Source organism: Bradyrhizobium sp. MI1.3, from assembly GCF_055811695.1.
Window position 1 is genome coordinate 36,268 of record NZ_JBVVPQ010000032.1, and the last position, 22,412, is coordinate 58,679.

Annotated in this window: 18 protein-coding genes and 1 tRNA gene; 4 read left to right on the top strand and 15 right to left on the bottom strand. The window is 61.9% G+C overall.

What is annotated here, in order from left to right:
• Window positions 1-37 precede the first annotated feature (37 nt).
• The 6 genes from AC0L3A_RS22930 to AC0L3A_RS22955 all read right to left on the bottom strand — a co-directional run bounded on the left by AC0L3A_RS22930 (window position 38) and on the right by AC0L3A_RS22955 (window position 10,282).
• Entirely contained in the window at window positions 38-1,693 is a 1,656-nt protein-coding gene (locus tag AC0L3A_RS22930) for an arylsulfatase (RefSeq protein ID WP_354164302.1), read from the bottom strand.
• 56 nt (window positions 1,694-1,749) lie between these two features.
• Entirely contained in the window at window positions 1,750-2,673 is a 924-nt protein-coding gene (locus tag AC0L3A_RS22935) for a formylglycine-generating enzyme family protein (RefSeq protein ID WP_473255263.1), read from the bottom strand.
• Window positions 2,674-2,796: 123 nt separating this feature from the next.
• Window positions 2,797-3,825 carry an HAD family hydrolase gene (locus tag AC0L3A_RS22940; protein WP_473255240.1) on the bottom strand — a complete coding sequence of 343 codons (1,029 nt, stop codon included), beginning with the start codon at window positions 3,823-3,825 and terminating at the stop codon, window positions 2,797-2,799.
• A gap of 352 nt (window positions 3,826-4,177) precedes the next feature.
• Complete coding sequence (locus tag AC0L3A_RS22945) at window positions 4,178-5,290, bottom strand: SphA family protein (RefSeq protein ID WP_376707528.1); 1,113 nt, start codon at window positions 5,288-5,290, stop codon at window positions 4,178-4,180.
• A 264-nt stretch (window positions 5,291-5,554) separates the two neighbouring features.
• Window positions 5,555-7,162 (bottom strand): porin, encoded by a 1,608-nt coding sequence (locus AC0L3A_RS22950; protein ID WP_007603368.1) that lies wholly within the window; start codon window positions 7,160-7,162, stop codon window positions 5,555-5,557.
• Between the two features lie 504 nt (window positions 7,163-7,666).
• The gene (locus tag AC0L3A_RS22955) at window positions 7,667-10,282 is read right to left on the bottom strand and encodes a tetratricopeptide repeat protein (RefSeq protein WP_473255241.1); all 2,616 of its coding nucleotides are present in this window, start codon (window positions 10,280-10,282) and stop codon (window positions 7,667-7,669) included.
• A gap of 465 nt (window positions 10,283-10,747) precedes the next feature.
• Between AC0L3A_RS22955 and AC0L3A_RS22960 the strand changes: the two genes are divergently transcribed.
• Window positions 10,748-10,840, top strand: a tRNA-Ser gene (locus AC0L3A_RS22960).
• A 154-nt stretch (window positions 10,841-10,994) separates the two neighbouring features.
• Here AC0L3A_RS22960 and AC0L3A_RS22965 read toward each other — a convergent pair.
• The 9 genes from AC0L3A_RS22965 to AC0L3A_RS23005 form a co-directional block, all read right to left on the bottom strand.
• Complete coding sequence (locus AC0L3A_RS22965; protein ID WP_007603354.1) at window positions 10,995-11,261, bottom strand: hypothetical protein; 267 nt, start codon at window positions 11,259-11,261, stop codon at window positions 10,995-10,997.
• 1,704 nt (window positions 11,262-12,965) lie between these two features.
• Window positions 12,966-14,450, bottom strand: coding sequence for an Asp-tRNA(Asn)/Glu-tRNA(Gln) amidotransferase subunit GatB (gene gatB, locus AC0L3A_RS22970; RefSeq protein WP_007603352.1), 1,485 nt, complete (start codon window positions 14,448-14,450; stop codon window positions 12,966-12,968).
• Entirely contained in the window at window positions 14,447-15,343 is an 897-nt protein-coding gene (locus AC0L3A_RS22975; RefSeq protein ID WP_473255242.1) for a class I SAM-dependent methyltransferase, read from the bottom strand. The genes gatB and AC0L3A_RS22975 overlap by 4 nt, the downstream gene beginning before the upstream one ends.
• Entirely contained in the window at window positions 15,340-15,645 is a 306-nt protein-coding gene (locus tag AC0L3A_RS22980) for a hypothetical protein (RefSeq protein WP_473255243.1), read from the bottom strand. Before AC0L3A_RS22980 ends, AC0L3A_RS22975 begins: the two co-directional genes overlap by 4 nt.
• Complete coding sequence (gatA, locus tag AC0L3A_RS22985; protein ID WP_473255244.1) at window positions 15,636-17,111, bottom strand: Asp-tRNA(Asn)/Glu-tRNA(Gln) amidotransferase subunit GatA; 1,476 nt, start codon at window positions 17,109-17,111, stop codon at window positions 15,636-15,638. Before gatA ends, AC0L3A_RS22980 begins: the two co-directional genes overlap by 10 nt.
• Window positions 17,108-17,320: a hypothetical protein gene (locus AC0L3A_RS22990; RefSeq protein ID WP_007603337.1), complete on the bottom strand. Its 213-nt coding sequence runs from the start codon at window positions 17,318-17,320 to the stop codon at window positions 17,108-17,110. The genes gatA and AC0L3A_RS22990 overlap by 4 nt, the downstream gene beginning before the upstream one ends.
• A gap of 83 nt (window positions 17,321-17,403) precedes the next feature.
• A complete protein-coding gene (gene gatC / locus AC0L3A_RS22995) occupies window positions 17,404-17,691 on the bottom strand; it encodes an Asp-tRNA(Asn)/Glu-tRNA(Gln) amidotransferase subunit GatC (protein ID WP_473255245.1) in 288 nt (95 codons plus the stop codon).
• 76 nt (window positions 17,692-17,767) lie between these two features.
• Window positions 17,768-18,844 (bottom strand): NAD(P)H-dependent flavin oxidoreductase, encoded by a 1,077-nt coding sequence (locus tag AC0L3A_RS23000; protein ID WP_473255246.1) that lies wholly within the window; start codon window positions 18,842-18,844, stop codon window positions 17,768-17,770.
• A 17-nt stretch (window positions 18,845-18,861) separates the two neighbouring features.
• On the bottom strand, window positions 18,862-19,836 hold the full coding sequence (locus tag AC0L3A_RS23005) for an NAD(P)H-dependent flavin oxidoreductase (protein ID WP_219684735.1): 975 nt from the start codon (window positions 19,834-19,836) through the stop codon (window positions 18,862-18,864).
• A 95-nt stretch (window positions 19,837-19,931) separates the two neighbouring features.
• Here AC0L3A_RS23005 and AC0L3A_RS23010 point away from each other — a divergent pair, with 95 nt between their 5' ends.
• The 3 genes from AC0L3A_RS23010 (at window position 19,932) to ruvX (ending at window position 22,411) form a co-directional block, all read left to right on the top strand.
• Window positions 19,932-20,822, top strand: a complete 891-nt coding sequence (locus tag AC0L3A_RS23010) for a LysR family transcriptional regulator (protein ID WP_473255247.1) — start codon at window positions 19,932-19,934, stop codon at window positions 20,820-20,822.
• Window positions 20,823-21,226: 404 nt separating this feature from the next.
• Window positions 21,227-21,853, top strand: a complete 627-nt coding sequence (locus AC0L3A_RS23015; RefSeq protein ID WP_473255248.1) for a hypothetical protein — start codon at window positions 21,227-21,229, stop codon at window positions 21,851-21,853.
• A gap of 66 nt (window positions 21,854-21,919) precedes the next feature.
• The gene (gene ruvX / locus AC0L3A_RS23020) at window positions 21,920-22,411 is read left to right on the top strand and encodes a Holliday junction resolvase RuvX (protein ID WP_007603328.1); all 492 of its coding nucleotides are present in this window, start codon (window positions 21,920-21,922) and stop codon (window positions 22,409-22,411) included.
• The last annotated feature ends 1 nt before the right edge of the window (window position 22,412 follow it).

Here is a 22,412-nt window from a genome sequence, read left to right on the forward strand (position 1 = left end):
GGGAGTTCGGGACGACGTCTTGAGGCTGGAAGCTACGCTACTTGGCGATTGCAGCTTGCGCGGCTGCGATCTTCGCCTTCACGGCATCGAGATTGAAGCTCGCGCCCTTCTGCATGGGCGGAAATTCGATCGCCGTCATCGCCAGCTTCTCAACCTGCTGCTGGACAAAGACAAAGCGCCAGAATTCGTATTTGAACCAGTCGAAGTATTGCTGGGCCCCGTATTTGGTCCCGCTATCGGGCCAGCCCGTGCGCTCGAAAGGATCGAGGCGAAGGTTGGTCAAATAGGGCACGTCAACCTTGCTTTTATCACCCAGCCAGCCTCCGGGCTGGTCGATGAAACGATACTTGTAGTCGTCGATGCGCACGGCCCCCAGCTCGCTTTCGCCGAAATAAAAGATTTCATGCCGATTTGACGGCCCCTTGCCAGTGATCATGTCCAGCTGATTGTAACCATCCAGATGGCACTTGTAGGTGCGGTCACCGATGTGTTTACCCTTTTTGAGCTCGTCGACGATGTTGGGATTGCCTGCAGCGGCCAGGAAGGTCGGGAACCAGTCCAGTCCGGACATGATGCCGTTCTCGACCTTGCCGGCCGGCACCTTGCCCGGCCAGCGGATCATCGCCGGCGCGCGGAAGCCGCCCTCCATGATCGTGCCTTTGCTCTGCGCGAATGGCGTCTGTCCGCCATCGGGCCAGGTGAAGACCTCGGTGCCGTTGTCGGTCGTGAATACCACGATGGTGTTGTCATCGACGCCCATATCCTTCAGCTTCTGCATCACGATGCCAACGTCGTCGTCGAGCTGCGCCATGCCGGCTTCATGGATGGACCAACCATTCTTGGAGTTGCGCATCGCCTGGTACTTCGGCGACAGGTGCGTAACGATGTGCATGCGGGTCGGATTGAGCCACAGGAAGAATGGCTTGTTGTCGGCCTTGGCCCTGTCGATGAAATTGAGCGCGAGGTCGCGGATTTCATCATCCACGGTTTCCATCCGCTTGGGATAGAGCGTTCCGGCGTCCTCGATCCTCTGCTTGCCGACCTTGCCCCAGCGCGGATCCACGGTGGCGTCGTCCACATTGGTCGCCCACGAGTGGACCATGTTGCGCGGACCGACTGTGTTCAACAGCTCCTGCGGATAAGCGGGGTGGGCCGGATCTTCCATCGCGTCGAGGTGATACAGGTAGCCAAAGAACTCGTCGAAGCCATGCACCGTCGGTAGAAACTCGTTTTTGTCGCCAAGGTGGTTCTTGCCGAACTGGCCGGTGGCGTAGCCCATACCTTTCAGCGCCGCAGCAATGGTCACGGCCTCCGCCGGCAAGCCGGTGGGAGCGCCGGCCTGGCCGACTGTGGTCATGCCGGTGCGGATCGGCAGCTCGCCGGTGATGAAGTTGGCGCGGCCCGCCGTGCAACTCGCCTCGGCATAGTAATCGGTGAACAGCATGCCTTCGGCGGCGATCTTGTCGAGGTTTGGCGTCCGCCCGGCCATCATCCCGCGGTGGTAGGCGCCGATATTCCAGATGCCGATGTCGTCACCCATGATGACGACGATGTTCGGCCGTTGCCCGGGCGCAGCGGGCGCCGGCGCCGCGGCTGGTTGCTGCGCTTGTGCAGGGCTCGTCAATCCGATGGCCGAAAGCGCCGAAGCGGCGGCGAGAGAACTACCACTTAACAAGAGATCGCGGCGTTTCATTCCGCCGCCGTTTGGTCCCGCGCTCATCTCAGGCTTTTCCGGAATCCTATCGTTACTCATGACGCGATCCTCTTCCTGGTGATGCACCTGAAGCCGACATGGCTTGCTGAGGTGTCGATCGGCTCGGCATGACGCGCTGCCGGACGATAGCGGCGGCAATAGTTAGGCGCGCAAAGATGCGAGCCGCCCTTAAGCACCTTGCGCGGAATTCTTATCTTCGGATCTCGGGCGTCGTAGCTCGCATTTTCGGGCCCACCCCGCGGATTTTGCGGAATGCAACACGCCTTCGGCGAATCGGCTTCGTGCACCGGCGAATACCAATCGGCCGTCCATTCCCAGACATTGCCGATCATGTCATGCAGCCCGTAACCGTTGGCCGGGAACGCTGTGACCGGCGAGGTGCGCTCGAAGCCATCGGTCGCCAGATTCTCGTGGGGGAAATTACCCTGCCAAATGTTCGCCATATGTTGGCCGCCGGGTAACAGCTCGTTACCCCATGCGAATTCGGCACCGTCTCGTCCGCCGCGTGCAGCGAACTCCCATTCAGCCTCGGTCGGTAATTCCTTGCCGGCCCATTTGGCATAGGCTTCGACATCTCGGTAGGCGACGTGCACGACGGGATGGTTCTCGAGCCCGCGCAAGTTACTGTGCGGCCCGTAAGGACGACGCCAATTGGCTCCGAACTTGAACGTCCACCATTCGCTCCAATGGTGCACGTCCACCGCTTGCTGCGGGGGTGTGAAGACGAGAGAGCCGGCTTTGAGCATGCGCGGCAATGCGCCAGGATAGTCCTTCGCATGGGGTGTCAGTTCAGCGAGGGTGACGTAGCCAGTCGCGTTGATAAAATCGCGAAATTGGCGATTGGTGACAGGCGTTCGGTCTATCCAAAATCCGTCCACAGTGACCCGGTGGACCGGCGCCTCCTCAGGATAGTGAGTCTCGGAACCCATCCGAAAAGTTCCGCCGGGGATATAAACCATCTCCTGGTTTGCTTGCCCCTCAACCGTTGGCCCGGAAAAACATTCCCCACCGGTGAAATTCATTTCATCTTGCCCCTCAACTAACCTTATGGCGGTGTCACGGACCTCCGATGGTTCGCGTTCTCACTCGAAGGCGAATATCCGCTTCCAGTCATTCTTCATGTCGACCACCGTCCATCGATTCACCGCTGCGGCGTCCAGGGCCTTGTCCAATTTCCCGAAGTGGGATTGGCGGTCGTAGGCATATTCGCGCTCGGCGTCAGTATGGTGGACGAGCAAACCGAACCGCGCGCCGGGGGCGAGCGTCGCCCATTGGAGCATTTCAAGGTCTCCATCCGAGTTGCCAAACGCCGCGATGGGGCGGCGGCCGATATGTTCATTGATTCCGATTGGCTTACCGCCCTTGTCATCGATGAAATTGACCTCGGGCAACCGGAACAGGACCGGGGTGCTGTCGCGCATCTCAAACCGGGTCTTGATCGAGGATCCGACCACCTGCTCTGGAGGGACGCCGTAGATTGCATCCGTCCACGGCCGCATGAACTCAACACCGCCGCCTGAAACGATGACAGTCTTGAAACCGTTCGCCCTAAGGTAGGCGAGCAATTCCAACATCGGTTGGTACACCAACTCGGTGTAGGGTCGTTTGAAGCGTCTGTCGCGCGCCGTCGCAAGCCAGTCCGCGACGATCGTCTCAAACTCTGCCGTCGTCATACCGGCGTGGGTGACCGCGACCAGTTCGGCAACGCCCTTTTCGCCGGAAGCTGCGAGCGCGTTCATCTCGCCGTCCAGCACCGCCGCGAAGGGCTGTTTGCCCTTCCATTCCGGGTGCATCGGAGCCATGCCCTTCACGCGAGCGAGCACAAAGGCAAGCTGCACATACATGGGTTGTTCGATCCACAGCGTGCCGTCATTGTCGAAGGTTGCGATCCGCTGTTGGGGCGGCACGAAATATGGGCCGCCCTGGTCCGTGACGCGCCTAACGAAGTCGACGATAGATGTCTTCGCCGAACCGTCATTCCAGGAAGGCAACGGATCGCGCTGGGATTGTGCCAGCGCCGACCTGGAGTAAAGCGAGGCTGAAAGCAGCGGAAGCACCGCCAGGGAAGAAAGAAGAGCGCGCCGATCCAGAAATTCAATGATTGGCGTCATACCCATCTCCAATTGCTCTGCAAAAGGGGTCGCAACATGCGATCATTCGCCGCGGGCAGCATCTCGTAGTGTTGAAGGATGCTCGAACGATTTTCTGTGGTCAGACGACGATCTCGTCTCCGTCAGCTATTTTCGGGTAATAGGTCTTTTGAGGGCAAGTAAGGCTTACAGAAACGGAGCGGCGCACTTCGGGGTTGATCTAGATCAAGCGATAGTCGCTGTAGGCGAAGGTGCAGGATCATGATCCCAGTCGCGCACGGCGGAATATCGAGAGGCGTCTCTCGCACGCCCTTGCTAAAGCTTTTGGAGGCGATCGATGTTCGAGAGCCGGTAATCCGGCGGTTAGCTGGTCTTAGTATTTTCTAACGATGGGCTTTGTCGTCGCAGGCGTTCCAGGCGCGGGCGGCGAGATTGAGAAGGTGACCCAAGTGTTCCAGCCGGATGGCCGATTTTCCGCGGCGAACTCTCCGTAAGCCTTCAGATTGAGATAGCCCTGCATGTCGCCGACCGGAAACAGAAAACCGATCTGGGGACCGACACCAGCTACCTGGGACTGGAAGCAACCGACGCGGTCACCTGCACCGCTATCGCAGCCCAGTCCCTTGTAGACATAGCCCACGAGGCCGACCATGACCTGCTTCGACAAGAACTGCGATGCACCCCAGTCGAAGTGCATGTCGACACCATTCTGATACTGCGTCGCCGTATTCTTGAAGTTGTAGGTGAAGCCGAGCACCCCGGAAAATTCGTGACCGGTCTGCGGATTGAAATAGGTGTAGCCGCCGCCGGCGTCGATCGCTCCGTGTCCGATGCCCAGGTTCGACAAACGATCGGATTGGTAAGCGCCGACAGGGATGTCACCGGTGATATAGGTCATGTAGTTGTGGACGCCGGCGTTCCAGCGCAATGCGAATTGCGGCGCCAGATCCCCAAAGCCCCACGTCGTGTCGCTGATCGTGTCGGACCGCGCGAAGGGAACATTGCCGAACGGCGTCGTGATCACGCCGGACAAGGTCCCCGCCAAGCTGGTGCCGACGACTCCATAGGCTGCGAGGAGCGAAACTGACGCCTGGCCGCCGAGCACCGGCGTTGCAAATACATAGCTCGGAAGCACAAGGCCGAGATCGCCGGTGGCGTTCACATTCAGATTCAGATTTGCGTTCACGGCAAAGTTGGCCGGGACCCTGCCGAGCGTAAATTCACGCGCCCGCGCGACGTCGGCGCCGGCGGATACGGAGGTGTGGTAGTAGATGGTCGCCAAGGACCAGCCCGGCTGCTGCGGCGTGGCCGCGAGGCTTCCGAAGAGGCCGGGGATCCAGAAACTGATGCCGTTTTCGTCGGCGACGGCAGACTGCGCAAAAAGCAACAGAGTGGACGTCAGGAGGGCTGCAGAAATAACTCTGCGTCGATGTGCTGGGACTGAGCGCTCGCTTTTCGCAGCAGCAAGCGCGGCTCTCACCGTCACATTGTGGCTCCAAAACTGGTCGCCTGAGAGTAGAACTGTACGCCATTGTGCGGCTTAGGCAAGTAGCAAGTTCAGCCATGACCCGATGGCCGAAAATAGATGAATGGATTGAGGGAAGCCACAGCGCAAATTGGATATGGCAGAGTCCGCGTGCGGCCCTGTGACAGACGGTTAGCTCCCGCGCACCACCCAGCCAAGGATCATCTCAAACAAAAGCCCCGGCGGTTTCCCGCCGGGGCTTTCCGTTAGGTCGTTAGACCGTACTTACCAGTTGCGCTGAGCGCGGAGGAGCAGAACGACCGAGTCCTGGTCCTTGAGCTCGTAGGTCGCGACCGGCTTGGCGGGGATCGCCACGACAGCGGCCGGGGTCACGATGCCAGCGTACTTCTGGTCGAGGTGGGTCCAGGCAACGTCAGCCGAGAACGTCAGGTTCTTGACCGGGGTCCAGCGGGTGATGAGACCCACCTGGCCGATCGCGAAGTCCGGGTTACACGAGGTCACGCCGGCAAACCCACCACCGATGATGCCACCACCAGCACCACCAGCGCCGCAGAGCGTGGTCTTAGCCAAGCTGCCGAACTGGGCCTGAGCGTAGGCACCGTAGATCGCGGTGTTCCAGTATGGATCCCAGTTATGGGTGTAGGCACCGCGGAAGCCCCAGGTCTTGATCGTTTCCTGCTGGCTGCCCGTGACGTACACGGTGTCGGGAGCCGAGGCGATGCCGAGGCTGCCGTAGGCAACGTTCGAGCCGCCCCACATCGTGTAGGAGCTACCCGCGAGGTTCTGGAAGTTGTAGCGGGTCGCACCGTCGGTGTAGACGCCCGAAATGTTGATCACGTCACCCGCACCAGTCGGGATGTTCTTGATCGACAGAGCCAGCTGAACTGCCCAGCCCCACTTGTCGTCGGGATGACCAGTCGGTTCGGACGCGCCGTAGTAACCGACGTGGTTGTCATGCGCAGCCACCGACGCCTGGAAGAGACCCCAAGCCTGGTCGACACGCACCATACCAACGAGGTTCGGCGAACGGGTGCCGCCGATGGCGTTGGAGCCGTAAGCAGCACCGAGTGTGCCGGCCGCAGTGGCGCCGGACATGTTCAGGTTGCCGGCCTGGTAGTACGCCGAGACGTCTTCAGCCGAGAACGACGCCGTCACGCCCTGACCGAAGTCAGCGGTGTAGGTGAACTGGTTGACACCAGTGACCGTGCCGGAACCGCCGACGAGGCTGTCGAAGTTGTTGCCCGGGTAGTTGGTCCAGGGCGCGTCGAACTGCGACACGGCCTTACCCATGGTGAAGCCGGCGAACTGGATGAAGGCGTAGTACACGCCGAGCGAACCGCCCGAGGTGGCGCCGTCGGTGCCGTTGACCGAGCCGCCGCCCGATCCAAAGAGCGACGTGGTGGTCGCACCAGGAGTGGTGGCGGTAGCCAGCGTGCTGCTGTATGCGGTGGTGCCGGTGGCCGAACCGGTGCCGACGTAGTTGCCGGAGGTCCAGGAGAACACGCCGTCGAAGAAGGTACGGACAACGCCGTACTCGGTCGCGGTGCGCGTGTCGATGTTGAGATCTTCACGAGCGCGCATGGTGTAGTAGTTCGTCAGACGGTTGCGGGAACCGTTGGCGCCCTGGGTCGTCGTGTTCAGATTGCCGCCGAAATCCGAGTTGGTGCCCAGCGCGACTTCAGCGCGCAAGTAACCACCCAGCTTGATGCAAGTGTCGGTGCCGGGGATGTAATAGAAACCCGCACCGTACAGGGAGCAGATCTTCACGTATTCGACCGCTTTGGCCTTCACGGGGAGATCGGCTGCCTGCGCTCCGCCAACAGCGATCAGACCCGCTGCGGAACCGAGCAAAAGGCTCTTAACCAACTTCATGTTAAACCTCCAAGTTTGCCATAGGGAAGGTTCCGGATCCGCTGGGTGAAGACACCCTAAGGTTGGTTCCCTTGTCCCTTAAATTCACCGCTTAGTCGCTTCGCGCCTTCGGACACACCCGCTGAACGCGAGGGACTTAAGCGAACCACCTAAGACGGGACGACCTCGGGATGCCCCCCTCCGTCGCTCAGTCACAATTACCGAACGCCCTTGCACACACAACAACAGAACGCTTCAGAACCGGCCGATGGAGCGTGTTTTCCGACGGGTGTTGCACAAATAACACGCAGATGTGATCAGAACGACTTTGTAACACCTTGAATCTGCGGCGTTTTTTCGACGGGTTTCATTTGCCGTCCAAAGTTCCGGCACGGGCCCCACATGAGCGGAGATGCTCTGTTGTGGGGCAAGGCGTCCGAATCGTGGAATCAACCAAGGACCCGGCACGGACCAAACCCTCGGGAACTGGCTGCCCTGATTAGTAGGCGGCCGCGACGGCCGTCCTCATCCGCGCGCTTGAATGTCGATATGATCCGGCGGCAAGCCGGCCTGATGTCGTAGATACATAGCCTCGTAAGCCGTCTCGAGCCGCCTGGCGTAGAGCGCCGCATCAAAGAGTGATGCGGTCAGGCGGTTCCCTTGCAGCCGTCCGCGAATATCCGCCAGCTTCTGTTTATCGAGCGCTAGCTCGATCGCGAGTGCTTCATAATCCGCACGCGTTCGCGTGATCAGCTCGGGCAGACCGACAGCGCTCAGCAAGCTCGCGGCCACGCGGCCGGCGAAACTATTCCCGATATGGGTCACCACCGGCAGACCGGCCCACAACGCATCGCTGGCCGTCGTATGTGCGTTGTAGGGCAGCGTGTCGAGGAAGAGGTCTGCGAGGCGATGGCGCGCCAGATGTTCGGATGAAGACGCAACGCGCCTTGCAAACACCAGTCGATCCGGGTCGACGCCCCGGCCCTTGGCTTCCTTCCGCAGATTTGATTTTGCGATCTCGCCCACGTCGGACAGCCACAAGACCGACTGATCCACGCTCTTCAAGATCTCCATCCAGGAGCCAAAGACAGCCGGATTGATCTTGTAGGCATTGTTGAAGCAGCAAAACACCGTCCATTCCTGCCGCAAATCGTGATCGGCCCGATTGGGCGCAGCATCGTCGATCGTCGCGACGTGATTATCACGCGGCATGAAGCTGCCGGGCAGACGAACGACCTTCTCGTCGAAGAACTGGCTGTTTTGATCTGGCAGCACGATTGGATCGGCAATGATGTAGTGGAAGAGCTCCCTGCTCCCCAGCGTTCCCGCGAAGCCAAGATAGTTGACGACGATCGGAGCCGGGCTGGACGCAAACAACGACAGCCTGGCATTATGCGTATGGCCAGCAAGATCGACAAGAATATCGATCTGCGCATCGTCGATCGCTTTCAGGACTTCACGGTCGAGCTTGTGCTCGCAATCGACAAAGCGATGAAATGACTTTTCGAGCCGCCTGCGCAGATCGCTGTTGTCGTCAGGACCGATTGAAAACGCGTAGGTCTCGAAGCGGTCGGCATCGTGATTCTCGAAGATCTCGGCAGTGAGATACCCGACCGGATGCTTGCGAAAATCAGGTGAAACATATCCGACCCGGATCTTGTCGTGGCGACGGATGTCACCCCCTGACCTCGTTTTGGAGACATGCGGGAGCTTTGCCCTGACCCAGGTCCTGGCGCAGCCGAGCTGATCATCGGGAGAATCCGTCAGGGACAGCAAAGCAAAGGGAGAGCTATTGGCCTTCCCGAGCCGTATTGCTGCCGTCAACCGGCCGATCTCTTCGTCCAGATTGTCCCAATTGCACAGGTTCATCTTCGCAAGAAGACGCAAACCCTCGATACCCTCGAGGTCGGGCCTGATCGACACCGCCTTGTCGAAGGCGATGAAGGCTTCGTCATGGCGCCCGAGCTCGGTAAAGACGTTGCCACGGCCGATCCAGGCCCCCTCTATGTCGGCCTTGATCGCGAGCGCCTTGTCATACGCGGCAAGAGCCTCCTCGTAACGCTTCAGCCCCCACGCCACATTGCCGCGACCGAGCCACGCCTCGGCGAGATCAGGCTTGATCGACAGCGCCCGCTCATACGCCGCGAGCGCATCGTCACGGCGCTTGAGCTCGGTGAGAACATTGCCGCGGCCAAGCCAGGCTTCCGCCAGGTCAGGCCGGATCGACAACGCCCTGTCATAGGCAGCCAACGCCTCGTCAAGGCGTTTGAGATCGAAGGACACGTTGCCCCGACCAAGCCACGCGTTCTCCAGGTCGGGCTTGATCGAGAGCGCCCTGTCGTAGGCTGCCGAGGCTTCGTCGTAACGCCTCAGGCTCCAGAAAAGATGGCCGCGGGCAACCCATGCGCTCTCGAGATCAGGCTTGATCGAGATCGCCTTGTCGTACGCGGCAAGCGCCTCGTCGTGGCGCTTGAGATCGGTGAAAACTTCACCCCGGCCAACCCATGCACTCGGGAAATCCGGCCGGACCGACAGCGCCTTCTCGTACGTGGCAAATGCGTCGTCGTACCGCCTGAGATTCCGGAGTGCATTGCCTCGACCAAGCCATGCAGTCTCCAGGTCAGGCCTGAGCGACAACGCCTTGTCGTAGGCGACGAGGGCATCCTCGTAACGCCTGAGCTTTTCAAGGCAGCCGCCCTTGCTTGCGTAGGCATCGGCAAAGTTCGGATTGTAGAATGTCGCCTTGTCGAATTGCTCGATCGCTTCGCCATAGCTTCTCGCGAACTCGGCAAGGATCGTACCTCTGTTGTGATATGAAAGGGGATTGCGCGGATTCACCGCCAATGCGCGCGTGAAATAGGCCAGAGCTTCCTGAGGCCGGTTCAGCGCTTTGAGCGCATATCCATAATTGCTGAGGGCCTCGTCGCTGCTTCCGTTCAGGGCCACGGCCGCCCTGAGATGGATCTCGGCCTCGGCAAACCGGCCTTGTACGAGCTTCACCACGCCCAGGAGATGTTCGACTTCGAAGATGTTCCTGGCGGATTTTGCGATCTGCTGCAGTATTCTTTCCGCTTTGACCAAATCATGGGCGTGAAAGGCTTCGACAGCACGTCGAAATTTGGTCTGCAGTTCACCCGCCAAGTCCATTCCTCCCTCGGGACGTCGGTCAATCATACCATCGGTCCCGACATTGCAAGATGAGACCGTAGCGGCGTCGCGCGGCCGTCGAGGGACGAGCGAGCGTTTCAGCCCGGCAGCCTTCGCTGATTACGGCGACGCCTGGCGCGGCGGAGCGGCTCCTGGGCCGGCGAGCGAGTTATCCCGACTAAACTAATAAGAGCGCCTGTCCCGCAACCTGACACGGGACCCTGTCGGCCAATCGGAGAGCGATCACCGCTCCATAGCTTGGGGCGAATCGCGGAAAGATTCAACCAAATCAATTGCTTGCAGGTCGATCACTTGAGAGAAGCGGTCGGTGACAAAGGCAGTTGTCCACCGCTCAAGCCCACCCGCCGCTTGGTTTCGCAATTCGCTGGGAATATTCGAGCAAAAACACACGCTTCCAAATTGACCAGCCCGAGTAATTAGATGCATAAGGCTCGCACCGGAGAGGTGGCCGAGTGGCTGAAGGCAACGCTTTGCTAAAGCGTCATACGGTCTCAAGCTGTATCGAGGGTTCGAATCCCTCCCTCTCCGCCACCCCGCAGCAGAATCCGAGATCTGTGCGTTCCTTCACCTGACACGCGACGGTGGCCTCATGCCGCCCCGAATCCGGTTGGCGGAGCACGAGGGAACCTGATTCAGCGAAAATCAGCTTTCACCTGCAAAACGACGGCCAGGACGTGATCTGCACTCAGTGGGCGGAAACCCATGCCCTCGCCTCGCGCTGGGCGGCCGAGATATCGGCGTCCGACATCTGCCCGGCGACTTCCTGGCGCAGCGTCACGGCGTCCTTGCGGCCCTTGAGCGCGGCGAGGTTGAACCATTTGTGCGCGGCGACGAGATCGACGAGACCGGAGCGTCCGCTCGCCCAATAGAGGCCGCGCTCGAACAGCACGTCCGACAGCGCGTCTGCGTCGATCGGCGTCGCGGTCTCCAGATCGAAAGTACCCTGAAACATAACGCATCCCCTTTTTTTGTGCCGTCCCGTCCCCCGAGCGCGGCTCCCGTCCAATCAACTGTTCAACTCATCCCCGAGGCTTCTTGCCCGTGCCGTTTGCCGGCTTGTTGGAGGTAATGATGGCGGGCAAATTTGAATGGCAGTTTAAGTATCGCGATGAAGCAGACGTAAACGCGCCCGCGCCAGGCGCGTGCGACAAATGCAAGAAGTCCCAGTTTTGCAGGCACTTCTGCAATTCGTCAGATTCGGTTTACCTTGGGATTTTGGGAGAACGATAACCATTGCACACGGTGACGTCGGTTCTGCGGCGTCCCCGCCCGCTGTCGTCACCAGTATTCAAGAGACAGCAATGGTCCCAGGGGAGCTGCGGCGTCCTGGATCGCCCGATCGGAGCCGGGCGATGACGCCGCGAATGGACCAGCGGCGCGCGAACAGCGAGCAATTGCGCCGCAGCCTCCCTGCTCGAGCAGGGCGCGCATATGAAGAAACATATGGCTGGAAGCTCGACTGCGGCCATCCTTCGAGACGCCCGCCTGCGGCGGACCCTCAGGATGAGGGATGAGGATGCGGCAGCAGCAACGCAGATGGGTGCAGCTGAGCCTCATCCTGAGGAGGCCGCGAAGCGGTCGTCTCGAAGGACGAGGCGCTCGCTCAGGCGCCGCTGAGACCTCATATGCGAACCCGCCTGCTCAAGGGCAGAACGGCCACGTCGCGATCAGATCAACAATGTCGGGATATGGGAATGCCGGCAATACCCCGGCCTCATCAGAACGAGGGCGTCGGCGAACACGTCAGGACCAGCTTCCACGTTGGCCCGAAGGCCACTTGTGAAATTGCGGAGCCCCTTACGGAGAACCGCACGAACGAAGAAAACTTGTTTCTTCTGCCGGACCGGCCTTTGGCGAGCGAACCCGCGAAAGAGAACGATCCGACCGTTGACCTGATGTCTCGCCGACACCCTCTATCGTCGACCAGAACCTTTTGAGAGGCGCTGATGACGTGCCGGCTCTCTAGGAGCCGGCAACTTCAAAAAGCGAAGTTACTTCTTCTTGGCGACCTTGCGGGTCTTCTTCGCAGTCTTCTTCACTGCGCTCTTCGCCTTCTTCGCCTTCTTTGCCTTCTTAGCTTTCTTGGCCATGTTGCCCTCCGATGTGTGAGATGGCTTAATCGCTGCATGCAGTCGGGGATCGAGTGCACACTCATCCCGAATACACCAACACAACGAAAAAAACAGCGTCTCGCTTAAAGAAGTGTTGACGACGCAACGCGCCTGCGCTTGGCGAACGCGATGCAAGCGGTCTGCATGACGTGTGCTTGCGATCGCGGAGAGTGCCCGCAGCATCGACCTTTGCGAGAGATGCGATTGCAGAAAAACGCTATGCAGAAAGTATTTTTTTGCGCGCGCGCATCGCGCGCGATCGTTGCAATAATGCATCCTGCCGATCGCGCGAGCGCCTCGCGAAGGCGTTTCGCGGACTCTGAGTCGCGACTTTTGGCAACGAAAATATTTTAATGATTAACGGCGCGAACGCTCGTCAGAGCGCGTGCAAGTCGCCGTTTTGCGCGAATCGCGTGACGGCGATTCGGTCGGCGTATCGCGTTCGATCGGGATGAAGTTCGTCGCCGAGGATGCGCGCGAGCGTCGCATCGCGAACCGAAGCGAGGTGACGACGCCCGTCCGTCACCTCGTTCGAACGCGCGAGGTCAGATGCCGAGCTTGGACTTGAGCAGCTCGTTGACGCTCTGCGGGTTGGCCTTGCCGCCGGATGCCTTCATCACCTGGCCGACGAACCAGCCGAGTGACTGCGGCTTGTCCTTGACCTGCGCCGCCTTGTCGGGATTGGCCGCGATGATGTCGTCGACAACCTTTTCGATCGCCGAAAGATCCGTGACCTGCTTCATGCCGCGGCTTTCGACCAGCGCGCGGGGATCGCCGCCCTCCTGCCAGACGATCTCGAACAGATCCTTGGCGATCTTGCCGGAGATCGTGCCCTCGCCGATCAGGTCGATGATCCCTGAGAGCTGTGCGGCATCGACCGGAGAGTCCGTAATATCCCGGCCTTCCTTGTTGAGACGACCGAACAGCTCGTTGATCACCCAGTTCGCGGCGACCTTGCCATCGCGCGCGCGGTTGGCGAGCTTCTCCAGCACGGTCTCGTAGAACACCGCGCTCTCGCGCTCGGCGACCAGCACGCTGGCGTCGTAGGCCGACAGGCCGAGATCCGCGACGAAGCGCGTCTTCTTCTGGTCTGGCAGCTCGGGCAGCTCAGCCTTCAGCTCGTCGACGAAGCTTTGCGAAAACTCCAGCGGCAGCAGGTCGGGATCGGGGAAGTAGCGATAGTCGTGCGCCTCTTCCTTGGACCGCATCGACCGCGTCTCGCCCTTGTTGGGGTCGTAGAGCCGGGTCTCCTGGTCGATCGCGCCGCCGTCCTCGAGGATTTCGATCTGGCGCCTGGCCTCGTACTCGATCGCCTGGCCGATGAAGGTGATCGAGTTCATGTTCTTGATCTCGCAGCGGGTGCCGAGCGGCGCGCCCGGCTTGCGCACGGAGACGTTGACGTCGGCGCGCAAGGATCCTTTCTCCATGTCGCCGTCGCAGGTGCCGAGATAGCGCAGGATCGAGCGCAGCTTGGTCACATAGGCCTTGGCCTGCTCGGCATCGCGGATGTCGGGCTTGGAAACAATCTCCATCAGCGCCACGCCGCAGCGGTTGAGGTCGACATAGGACATGGTCGGCGACTGATCGTGCAGCAATTTGCCGGCGTCCTGCTCCAGATGCAGTCGCTCGATGCCGATGGTGGCGGTCTTGCCTCCGTCCAGTTCGACCACGACCTCGCCTTCGCCGACGATCGGCGACTTGTACTGGCTGATCTGGTAGCCCTGCGGCGAGTCCGGATAGAAATAGTTCTTGCGGTCGAACACCGAGCGCAGATTGATCTGCGCGTTCAGCCCGAGGCCGGTCCGGACAGCCTGTCTGACGCATTCCTCGTTGATGACGGGCAGCATGCCCGGCATCGCCGCGTCGACCAGCGACACATGCGAGTTCGGTTCGCCGCCGAACGCGGTGGAGGCGCCGGAGAACAGCTTCGCGTTCGACGTCACCTGAGCGTGGACCTCCAGGCCGATGACCATCTCCCAGTCACCGGTTGAGCCCTTGAGAAGCTTGTGGGGTGCGGCAGGTGCGTTCATGGCTTGACTGGTTCCTTTATTGGTCCCTTGACCGCTCGCGCTTCACCGGCTTCGAGAAGCCCGTTGAGCGACCGAAGCACATCGACCGGCTGGCGCAACGCGATCTCGCGGCGGCCCATCACCTCAATCTCTCCGAACAGCGCGTCGACCTCCGGCGAGGAGGCGAACACGAAGCCGTCGAACGACGTGCTCTGCTCCTCGAAATCGCTGGAGATCTCAACGCGGTAGCCGTGCGCCTTGAGACGATCGACGACCTCGTCATGGAGGGCCTGCAAATGGGTTGCGATGAAGAGATAATCGACGCGGCGCTTGGCGAGCACGCTCTCCGCGCCTTGCAGCATCTCGACCTCGAAGGCCTGGATATCGGCATGCAAGATGTCGAGATGCTTAATCTTCCTGTCCCTGAAGAAGGCATCGACCTCGAATTTACCCTTGCCAACGAAGGCCTTGACGAATTCGGCCCGCAGTCCGTTGCGCGCGAAATTGTCCTGACCGGTCTTCAGGCAAGCGGGATCCGGCTCGACCAGGATGACCTCTGCCTTGGGCCGCGCCTTCTTGAGCCACATCGAATAGTGGCCCCAATAGGCGCCGAGCTCGATCATCGAGGGCGCTTCGCCCAGCCGCTTCAGCAATTCCTGGAAGACATATTCTTCCAGCGGCTCGTGGACGCCGCGATTGATGATGAGCACACTGCTGAAAGGTCCGTAATAGGCTCCGGGCCCGATGCCCGGAACCTTCAGGCCGTTATGCAGATAGACCTGGTCGCCTTCGACGAGGCCTGCCATCGGGACGCGTTCGATCAGGAGGTTGAGCGGATCGGAAACGATCTCGCGAAAACGGCCGAATAAATCCTCCGGCTTCGCTTTCGGACCCGTGAAACCAGGCTCGCTCATGCGGATGCACTCCCACCCAGCGTATCGGCGATGCGCTGCCATTCTGCTTCAAGCGAATCCGTGGCCACGGGCTGGCCAGCCTGGCGGTACCAATAGCCGGCATTGCCGAGGTCGCCCTCGACCCGGTGCAGATAGGCGTGCACCCAGGCGGCCTCGCGGCTGCTCTCGTCCTGGACGATTCTGTGCGCCTGGTCCCAGTCGCCTTTGGCGGCCCACCACAGTGCGGCGAGCGGCGCGCTGAGATCCGGCGGCGGCGCGACGCCGTCGAGGCTGGCGATATACGCCGCCATGTTCACCACCATTTCGCCGGCGTGAAGCGGCCGGCGGCCTGCTCGATCACCTCGCCGAGCGAGAACAGCGTCTCCTCGTCGAAGGGACGGCCGATCAGCTGCAGGCCGAGCGGCAGGCCCTGCGCGTCCTTGCCGGCGGGCACGGCGATGCCCGGCAGGCCCGCCATGTTCACGGTCACCGTGAAGATGTCGTTGAGGTACATCTCGACGGGGTCCGCCCCGCCCTTCTCGCCGATGCCGAAGGCCGCAGACGGCGTCGCCGGCGTCAGGATCGCGTCGACGCCCTTGGCGAAGCAATCCTCAAAGTCCTTCTTGATCAGCGTGCGCACCTTCTGGGCGCGCAAATAGTAAGCGTCGTAATAGCCGGCCGAGAGCACATAGGTGCCGATCATGACGCGGCGCTTCACCTCGGCGCCAAAACCTTCGGCGCGGGTGTTCTCGTAGAGCTCGTTGATGTTGCGGCCCTGCTCGCGCAGGCCGTAGCGCACGCCGTCGTAGCGCGCGAGGTTGGAGGACGCCTCCGCCGGCGCCACGATGTAATAAGCCGGCAACGCGTATTTGGTGTGTGGCAGCGACACTTCGACTAGTTCGGCGCCTGCCGCTTTCAGCCAGGCCGCGCCCGCTTCCCAAAGCTTTTCGATCTCGGCCGGCATGCCGTCGAGCCGGTATTCCTTGGGAATGCCGATCTTCATGCCCTTCACGGACTTGCCGATCGCGGCCTCGTAGTCCGGCACAGCCATGTCGACCGAGGTCGTGTCCTTCGGATCGTGGCCGGCCATCGAGCGCAACAGCATCGCGGCATCGCGCGTGCTGCGCGCGATCGGACCGGCCTGGTCGAGCGAGGAGGCAAAGGCGACGATGCCCCAGCGCGAGCAGCGGCCATAGGTCGGCTTGATGCCGACCGTTGCGGTGAACGCCGCCGGCTGGCGGATGGAGCCGCCGGTGTCGGTCGCGGTGGCGCCCATGCAGAGCAACGCGGCCACGGCGGAGGCCGAGCCGCCAGACGAGCCGCCCGGCACCAGCGTCGCGTTGCTTCCGTCGCGCCGCCAGGGATTGCCGACCGGGCCGAAGCACGAGGTCTCGTTCGACGAGCCCATCGCGAACTCGTCATTGTTGAGCTTGCCCAGCATCACCGCGCCGTCGCGCCACAGCTGCGAGGTGATGGTGGACTCGTAAGTCGGCACGAAATTGCCGAGGATTTTCGAGCACGCCGTGGTGCGCACGCCCTTCGTCGCGAACAGGTCCTTGATGCCGAGCGGAATGCCGGCGAGCGGCCCCGCGTCGCCCTTCCCGATCCTGGCGTCCGCCTCGCGCGCCATGGTCCGCGCCTGGTCCGGCGTCTCCATGACGAAAGCATTGAGCACACGCGCGGCTTCGATCGCGTTCAGATGCGCGTCGGTCAGCTCGAGGGACGTGAAAGTCTTGGCCGCAAGGCCCTTGCGGGCCTCGGCGAGCGTCAGCGATGTCAAATCGGTCATTTATTGATCGGGCTGCAGAAGAACGGAGACAGGGACTTGTCGTTGGCCGGGTCGTCTTTTTTGGCGGACGCTTTGGCCGCCGCCTCGATCTCGTCGAGCACGGCATTGACGGCGACATTGGGGTCGGCGGCCTTGCCCTGCCGCTCCATCTTGTCGAGATAGTTCATATAGGCCTGATAGGCCTTCTCGTCGTCGCAAAGCATGCACATCGGACCACGTCCTAAGACTCTTTAGTTTGACGCGTTTTCTTTACGCGAACCGGCTTCCACTTCGCTCGAAAACGCTATGCAAGTTACTCGACGACCTTCGGCACCAGAAAGAAGTGACCTTCGGTCGCGGGCGCGTTGGCAACGATATCGTCGGCGATCTCGCCGTCATTGACCAAATCCTGCCGCTTCTTCATCTGCATCGGGGTGACCGAGGTCATGGGCTCCACACCCTCGACATTGACCTCCGAGAGCTGCTCGACAAAGGCGAGCATGGCGTTGAGCTCGCCCTGCAGATGCGGAACCTCGCCCTCGGAAACCGCAATGCGCGCCAGATGCGCGATGCGGCGGACGGTAACGGCGTCGACGGACATTATATAAGGCCTCTCACGGCAAAACCTAAGTGCCGTATAGCAGAGGCCGCTTTTGCGCCGCAACCGGCGGCGAGATCTATCCAGCCAGCGCTTTCATGCGAGCCAGGGCCGATTTGGCGAGATCCCGGGTCAATTCGGCTGCCGGGACCTCGCGGCCGAGGGCGATCGCCTGCCCGGCCCAGAGATTGGTGAAATCTACCCTGCCCTGCTTTTCGGCAGCCGCCTTCAGCGGTCCGAGCGCGGTTGCGGCATGGGGAAATGGCGGCGCGTCCGGCGAAATCGGGCCGGCCTCGCGCATCAGGCGGTTCTGGACGCCGCGCGCCGGCCGCCCCGTCATGACATTGGTGATAACGGTGGAATCATCCCGCCCCTCGGCGAGCGCCGCGCGTGCCGCTGCACTGACTTTGGATTCCGGACAGCGCAGATAGGCACTCCCGATCTGCACGCCGGCCGCGCCGAGCGCGAAGGCGGCTGCAATGCCGCGGCCATCCGCAACGCCGCCGGCCGCAATCACCGGGACCTTCACCGCGTCGACCACCTGCGGCACCAGCGCGAAGGTGCCGGGCTGTTCCGAGATCTTGTCGGTCAGGAACATGCCACGATGACCGCCGGCCTCCGCGCCTTGTGCGATCACCGCGTCAGCGCCGTGCTGCTCGAGCCAGACCGCTTCCCTCACCGTGGTCGCCGAGGAGATGACGAGACATCCGGCCGCCTTGACCCGCTTGAGCAGCGCGGCCTCCGGCAGGCCGAAGTGGAAGCTGACGATCTCGGGCTTCAGCTCCTCCACGACCTCGCAGAAGCCGGCGTCGAACGGCGCGCGGTTCGCGGCATTGATGGGTGCGGCGGGATCGAGGCCATGCTCATTGTAGTAGCCCGCGAGGCGCTGCTTCCAGCGCGCCTCCGCCTCGGCTGTGAGCTCGACCGGTGTGTGGCAGAAGAAATTCAGGTTCACCGGCGCGGAGACGCGCTGCCGGATGATGTTGACCTGCTCGCGTGCCTTGTCCGGCGACAGCATCGCGCTCGGTAGCGAGCCGAGCCCCCCGCCTTGCGCAACGGCGATCACCAGCTCCGCGTCCATCACGCCAGCCATCGGCGCCAGCACGATCGGGAATTCGGTCTTGAAGAGATCGATCAGTCGACGGTTCGGCCACATGGTTGTTCTCTCGCAGTTTAGGCGGACACGCTGGAATTTCGCCGGCCGGTTAGCAGTTGCTCGGCCTCGGTCGCAATCCGTTCGACGATTTCGGCGGCGGACGGAATATCATGGATCAGGCCGACAGCCTCGCCGGCAAAGACCGCGGCGACCTCGAAATTGCCCGCGGCCTTTGCCGCGGCATATTCGACGGTCACCTCGGCGGCGCGCTGCATCAGCTCGATCTCGCGGCCCGTCCAGCGCCTGATATGATCGTTGACCAGCGTTCGCGCGGTGAACGGGGCCGGCCAGAACAGGCTGCGCGACCAGTCGACGATGACGCCGCGCACCGTGTCATTGGGATCAGCGTCGCGAATGCGCTGCTTGGCTTCCTCCGCGCCATTGGCCTCCACGCTGGCATAGAAGCGCGTGCCGATCAGCACGCCGGAGGCGCCCAGCATCATCATTGCGGCCAGCCCGCGACCATCGGCAATTCCGCCGGCGGCAACCACCGGCACCCGCCCGGCCGCGAGATCGACGATCGCAGGTACGATATCGACGGTGGTGCGCGATGCGCCGTGGCCGCCGGCCTCGGTACCCTGCGCGATCAGGATGTCCGCACCGGCGTCGAGCGCCTGCTTCGCCATGTCCTCGCTCTGCACCTGGCAGATCAAGCGCACCCCGCACGTCCTGATGCGCGCTGCAAATGGCGCGGGATCGCCGAATGACAGCATGATCGCTTGCGGATTGGCGTCGAGTGCGATGTCGAGAAGTCTTGGTTTTTTTGCGAGGCTCCAGGTGATGAAGCCGATACCGAACGAAGCAGAGCCGCTCAATTGCCTGGTCTCGGCCTCGAGCCGCTCCTGATCGCCGTAGCCACCACCCAGGATCCCGAAGCCGCCGGCCTCGCTGACCGCCCGCGTCAGCCGGCTGCCGGCGATCGTGTCCATTGGAGCCAGCAGGATCGGATGTTTGATCCCCAGGAGCTGGGTCAGCGGCGTGATGATCGGCATGGCTCCTCCGCTCTCGACACGAACATTAGTCCAGAATACCATTCTCTAAAATTGAATTCTAACGAACGCTACCATCTCAAAAGAGAAACGATATTATGGAACTCAGCGACATCCAGACCTTCGCTGCCGTCGCCCGCACCGGCGGCATCACCCGCGCGGCCGAAGAGCTCAACACGGTGCAGTCGAACGTGACCCAGCGCGTGAAGGCGCTGGAGGCGGAGATCGGTACACCGCTGTTCGAACGCCATAGCCGCGGCATGACCCTGACGGGCGCGGGCAAAAGGCTGTTGCCTTACGCGCAACGGATGTCCGCACTCGCGCGCGAGGCCGTGCTCGCGGCCTGCGACGACGGCGAGCCCAAGGGACCGCTCGCGATCGGCTCGATGGAAACGACCGCGGCGGTGCGGCTGCCGCCGCTGCTGGCCGATTTTCATCGCCGCTTTCCCGCCGTCCGGCTGAGCCTGCGCACCGCGCCCACCGCCGACCTCGTAGCGTGCGTGCTCGAACGCACGCTCGACGGCGCCTTCGTCGCAGGTCCGATCGCGCATGCCGATCTCACCGCGACAAGCGCGTTCCGCGAAGAGCTGGTGCTGGTCAGTGCGCGGCGCTGGGCCACGCTCGCCGACCTGCGTGCCGGCACGCCGGAATCCGGCCCGACCGCGCTGACGTTCCGCACTGGCTGCACCTACCGGCAGCGGCTGGAACAGATCTTTGTCGAGTTCGGCTGGCCGTCAGCCGCACGCTTCGAGCTCGGCACGCTCGACGGCATGATCGGCTGTGTCGCCGCCGACATGGGTGTGACGCTGCTGCCGCGCGCCGTGGTCGAACGCAGCGCGATCAATGGCAGCGTGTCGATGCACGCGCTGAGCCATTCGCACGCGCAAGTCGAGACGCTCTTCATCCAGCGTCGTGCCGGACATCAAACCAGCGCGCTGAACGGGTTTTCCGCCTGCCTGAAGCAGGACGACGAATTCATCGCGGCCTGAGACCCCAGCGCCGCAGTGGCCCAGATCGCCTCGATCAGCCCGAACGGCCAGGCCCCTTGCAGGAAGCCGTAAGCCGAACCGGGCACGCAGAACATGGCGAACAGCAGCACGAACCAGTGGCTGCGGTGTTCCAGGGACCAGCATCGCCGTCACGGCGAACATGCGATCCCGGCAGCCCCCGCAACTCGGTCTCCTCGACAATTCGTTCGACCCATAGTAGGGCAACGCCATGGATTGGCGGCTTAAAGCACTTGCGTTCCGTGCGCTCGATCTCCCCGGCGGGGCTCAGGCGCACTACTTCTTGCAGCGCCACGTCACGCGGAACTGGCCTCGCCGAGATGCTACGCTTGATGCTCTTGCCGGAATCGCCCGGCGCGTTGTAGCGGACTACAGTGCCGTGAGCGATGCGCTTCCTGGATCGGTCTTGGAAATCGGCGCCGGACGCGATCTGGCCGTTCCTATCGCCCTCAGGGCGCTTGGCGTGCCGAAGATCATGCGACGTCGAGCGGCTGGCGAAGCTAGATCTGATCCGGCATGCAGGAAGCAGGCTCGGCGGCAAGTTCGAGACTTGGGATGACCTTGCGCGGTCGGGGATTGAGTATCGGGCCCCTTACTTTGTGAACGATGACGGAACGAAAGTGGATTGCTCCTGCTCGAACGAGGTTCTGGAGCACGTGCCGGCAGACCAGCTTGTAACCCTTCTCAAGGGATTGCGCGCCGTCACCAATGGCCTCACGACGCATTCAATCGACTATAGCGACCATTATGCCAGGTCGGACAAGGCAGTTTCGAGACTGAACTTCCTCCGCTATTCGGATGAACAGTGGCGACCGTTCAACAGTGGCAAGCAGTACGTCAATCGGCTGCGCCACAGCGACTACTTGCGACTATTCCGCGAGGCAGGATTCCAGATACGGGAAGAGAGCTCGGTGATTGGTGAGCCGCCGCCGGGCTTGGAGGTTGCAGAGCAATTCAGGCGCTATGAGCCGCCCGATCTATTCGCAATTAAGGGGCGCATCGTCACCGTCTGAGCCGCCTTTCGTGCGGCTTTTCCATGTTGTAGCACCGCAGCGCGACGCGTGATATGCGCTAGTCCCATGCCGGCTCTCATCCTGCCTCTCGTCGATGCCGCAACCCACTGGCCCGAACGCGGCGGGTTGGTCGGCCTTGATCTAGGTACCAAGACCATTGGCGTTGCTGTGTCCAATCCGGACCGCCGGTTGGCGACCGGCGTCGAGACGATCCAGCGCAAGGCGTTCAAGCAGGACGCCGCCCGGCTGCTCGCGATTGCCAGTGAACGCAAGGCCGTCGGCTTCGTGCTCGGCCTGCCCATCAACATGGACGGCAGCGAAGGCCCGCGCGCGCAATCGACCCGGGCGTTTGCCCGCAACCTCGCCGGCCTGACCGCGCTGCCGATCGGCCTCTGGGATGAGCGTCTATCGACTGCCGCGGTCGAGCGCGAATTGATCGGCATGGACGTCAGCCGCGCCAAGCGCGCCGAAGTGATCGACGAGCACGCCGCGATCTTCATCCTGCAAGGCGCGCTCGACCGCCTCGCCAATCTGCGCGCAGCCCCGGGGCCTGACTGAT

Bases quoted from the DNA above. Each gene is read 5' to 3' on its own strand.
- ruvX (WP_007603328.1), top strand. From the start codon at position 21,920: ATGCCGGCTCTCATCCTGCCTCTCGTCGATGCCGCAACCCACTGGCCC.
- AC0L3A_RS22975 (WP_473255242.1), bottom strand. From the start codon at position 15,343: ATGAGCGAGCCTGGTTTCACGGGTCCGAAAGCGAAGCCGGAGGATTTA.
- gatA (WP_473255244.1), bottom strand. From the start codon at position 17,111: ATGACCGATTTGACATCGCTGACGCTCGCCGAGGCCCGCAAGGGCCTT.
- AC0L3A_RS22950 (WP_007603368.1), bottom strand. From the start codon at position 7,162: ATGAAGTTGGTTAAGAGCCTTTTGCTCGGTTCCGCAGCGGGTCTGATC.
- AC0L3A_RS22940 (WP_473255240.1), bottom strand. From the start codon at position 3,825: ATGACGCCAATCATTGAATTTCTGGATCGGCGCGCTCTTCTTTCTTCC.
- AC0L3A_RS23010 (WP_473255247.1), top strand. From the start codon at position 19,932: ATGGAACTCAGCGACATCCAGACCTTCGCTGCCGTCGCCCGCACCGGC.
- AC0L3A_RS22980 (WP_473255243.1), bottom strand. From the start codon at position 15,645: ATGGTGGTGAACATGGCGGCGTATATCGCCAGCCTCGACGGCGTCGCG.
- AC0L3A_RS23005 (WP_219684735.1), bottom strand. From the start codon at position 19,836: ATGCCGATCATCACGCCGCTGACCCAGCTCCTGGGGATCAAACATCCG.
- AC0L3A_RS23000 (WP_473255246.1), bottom strand. From the start codon at position 18,844: ATGTGGCCGAACCGTCGACTGATCGATCTCTTCAAGACCGAATTCCCG.
- AC0L3A_RS22965 (WP_007603354.1), bottom strand. From the start codon at position 11,261: ATGTTTCAGGGTACTTTCGATCTGGAGACCGCGACGCCGATCGACGCA.
- gatB (WP_007603352.1), bottom strand. From the start codon at position 14,450: ATGAACGCACCTGCCGCACCCCACAAGCTTCTCAAGGGCTCAACCGGT.
- AC0L3A_RS23015 (WP_473255248.1), top strand. From the start codon at position 21,227: ATGCGCTTCCTGGATCGGTCTTGGAAATCGGCGCCGGACGCGATCTGG.
- AC0L3A_RS22990 (WP_007603337.1), bottom strand. From the start codon at position 17,320: ATGTGCATGCTTTGCGACGACGAGAAGGCCTATCAGGCCTATATGAAC.
- AC0L3A_RS22935 (WP_473255263.1), bottom strand. From the start codon at position 2,673: ATGGTTTATATCCCCGGCGGAACTTTTCGGATGGGTTCCGAGACTCAC.
- gatC (WP_473255245.1), bottom strand. From the start codon at position 17,691: ATGTCCGTCGACGCCGTTACCGTCCGCCGCATCGCGCATCTGGCGCGC.
- AC0L3A_RS22930 (WP_354164302.1), bottom strand. From the start codon at position 1,693: ATGAAACGCCGCGATCTCTTGTTAAGTGGTAGTTCTCTCGCCGCCGCT.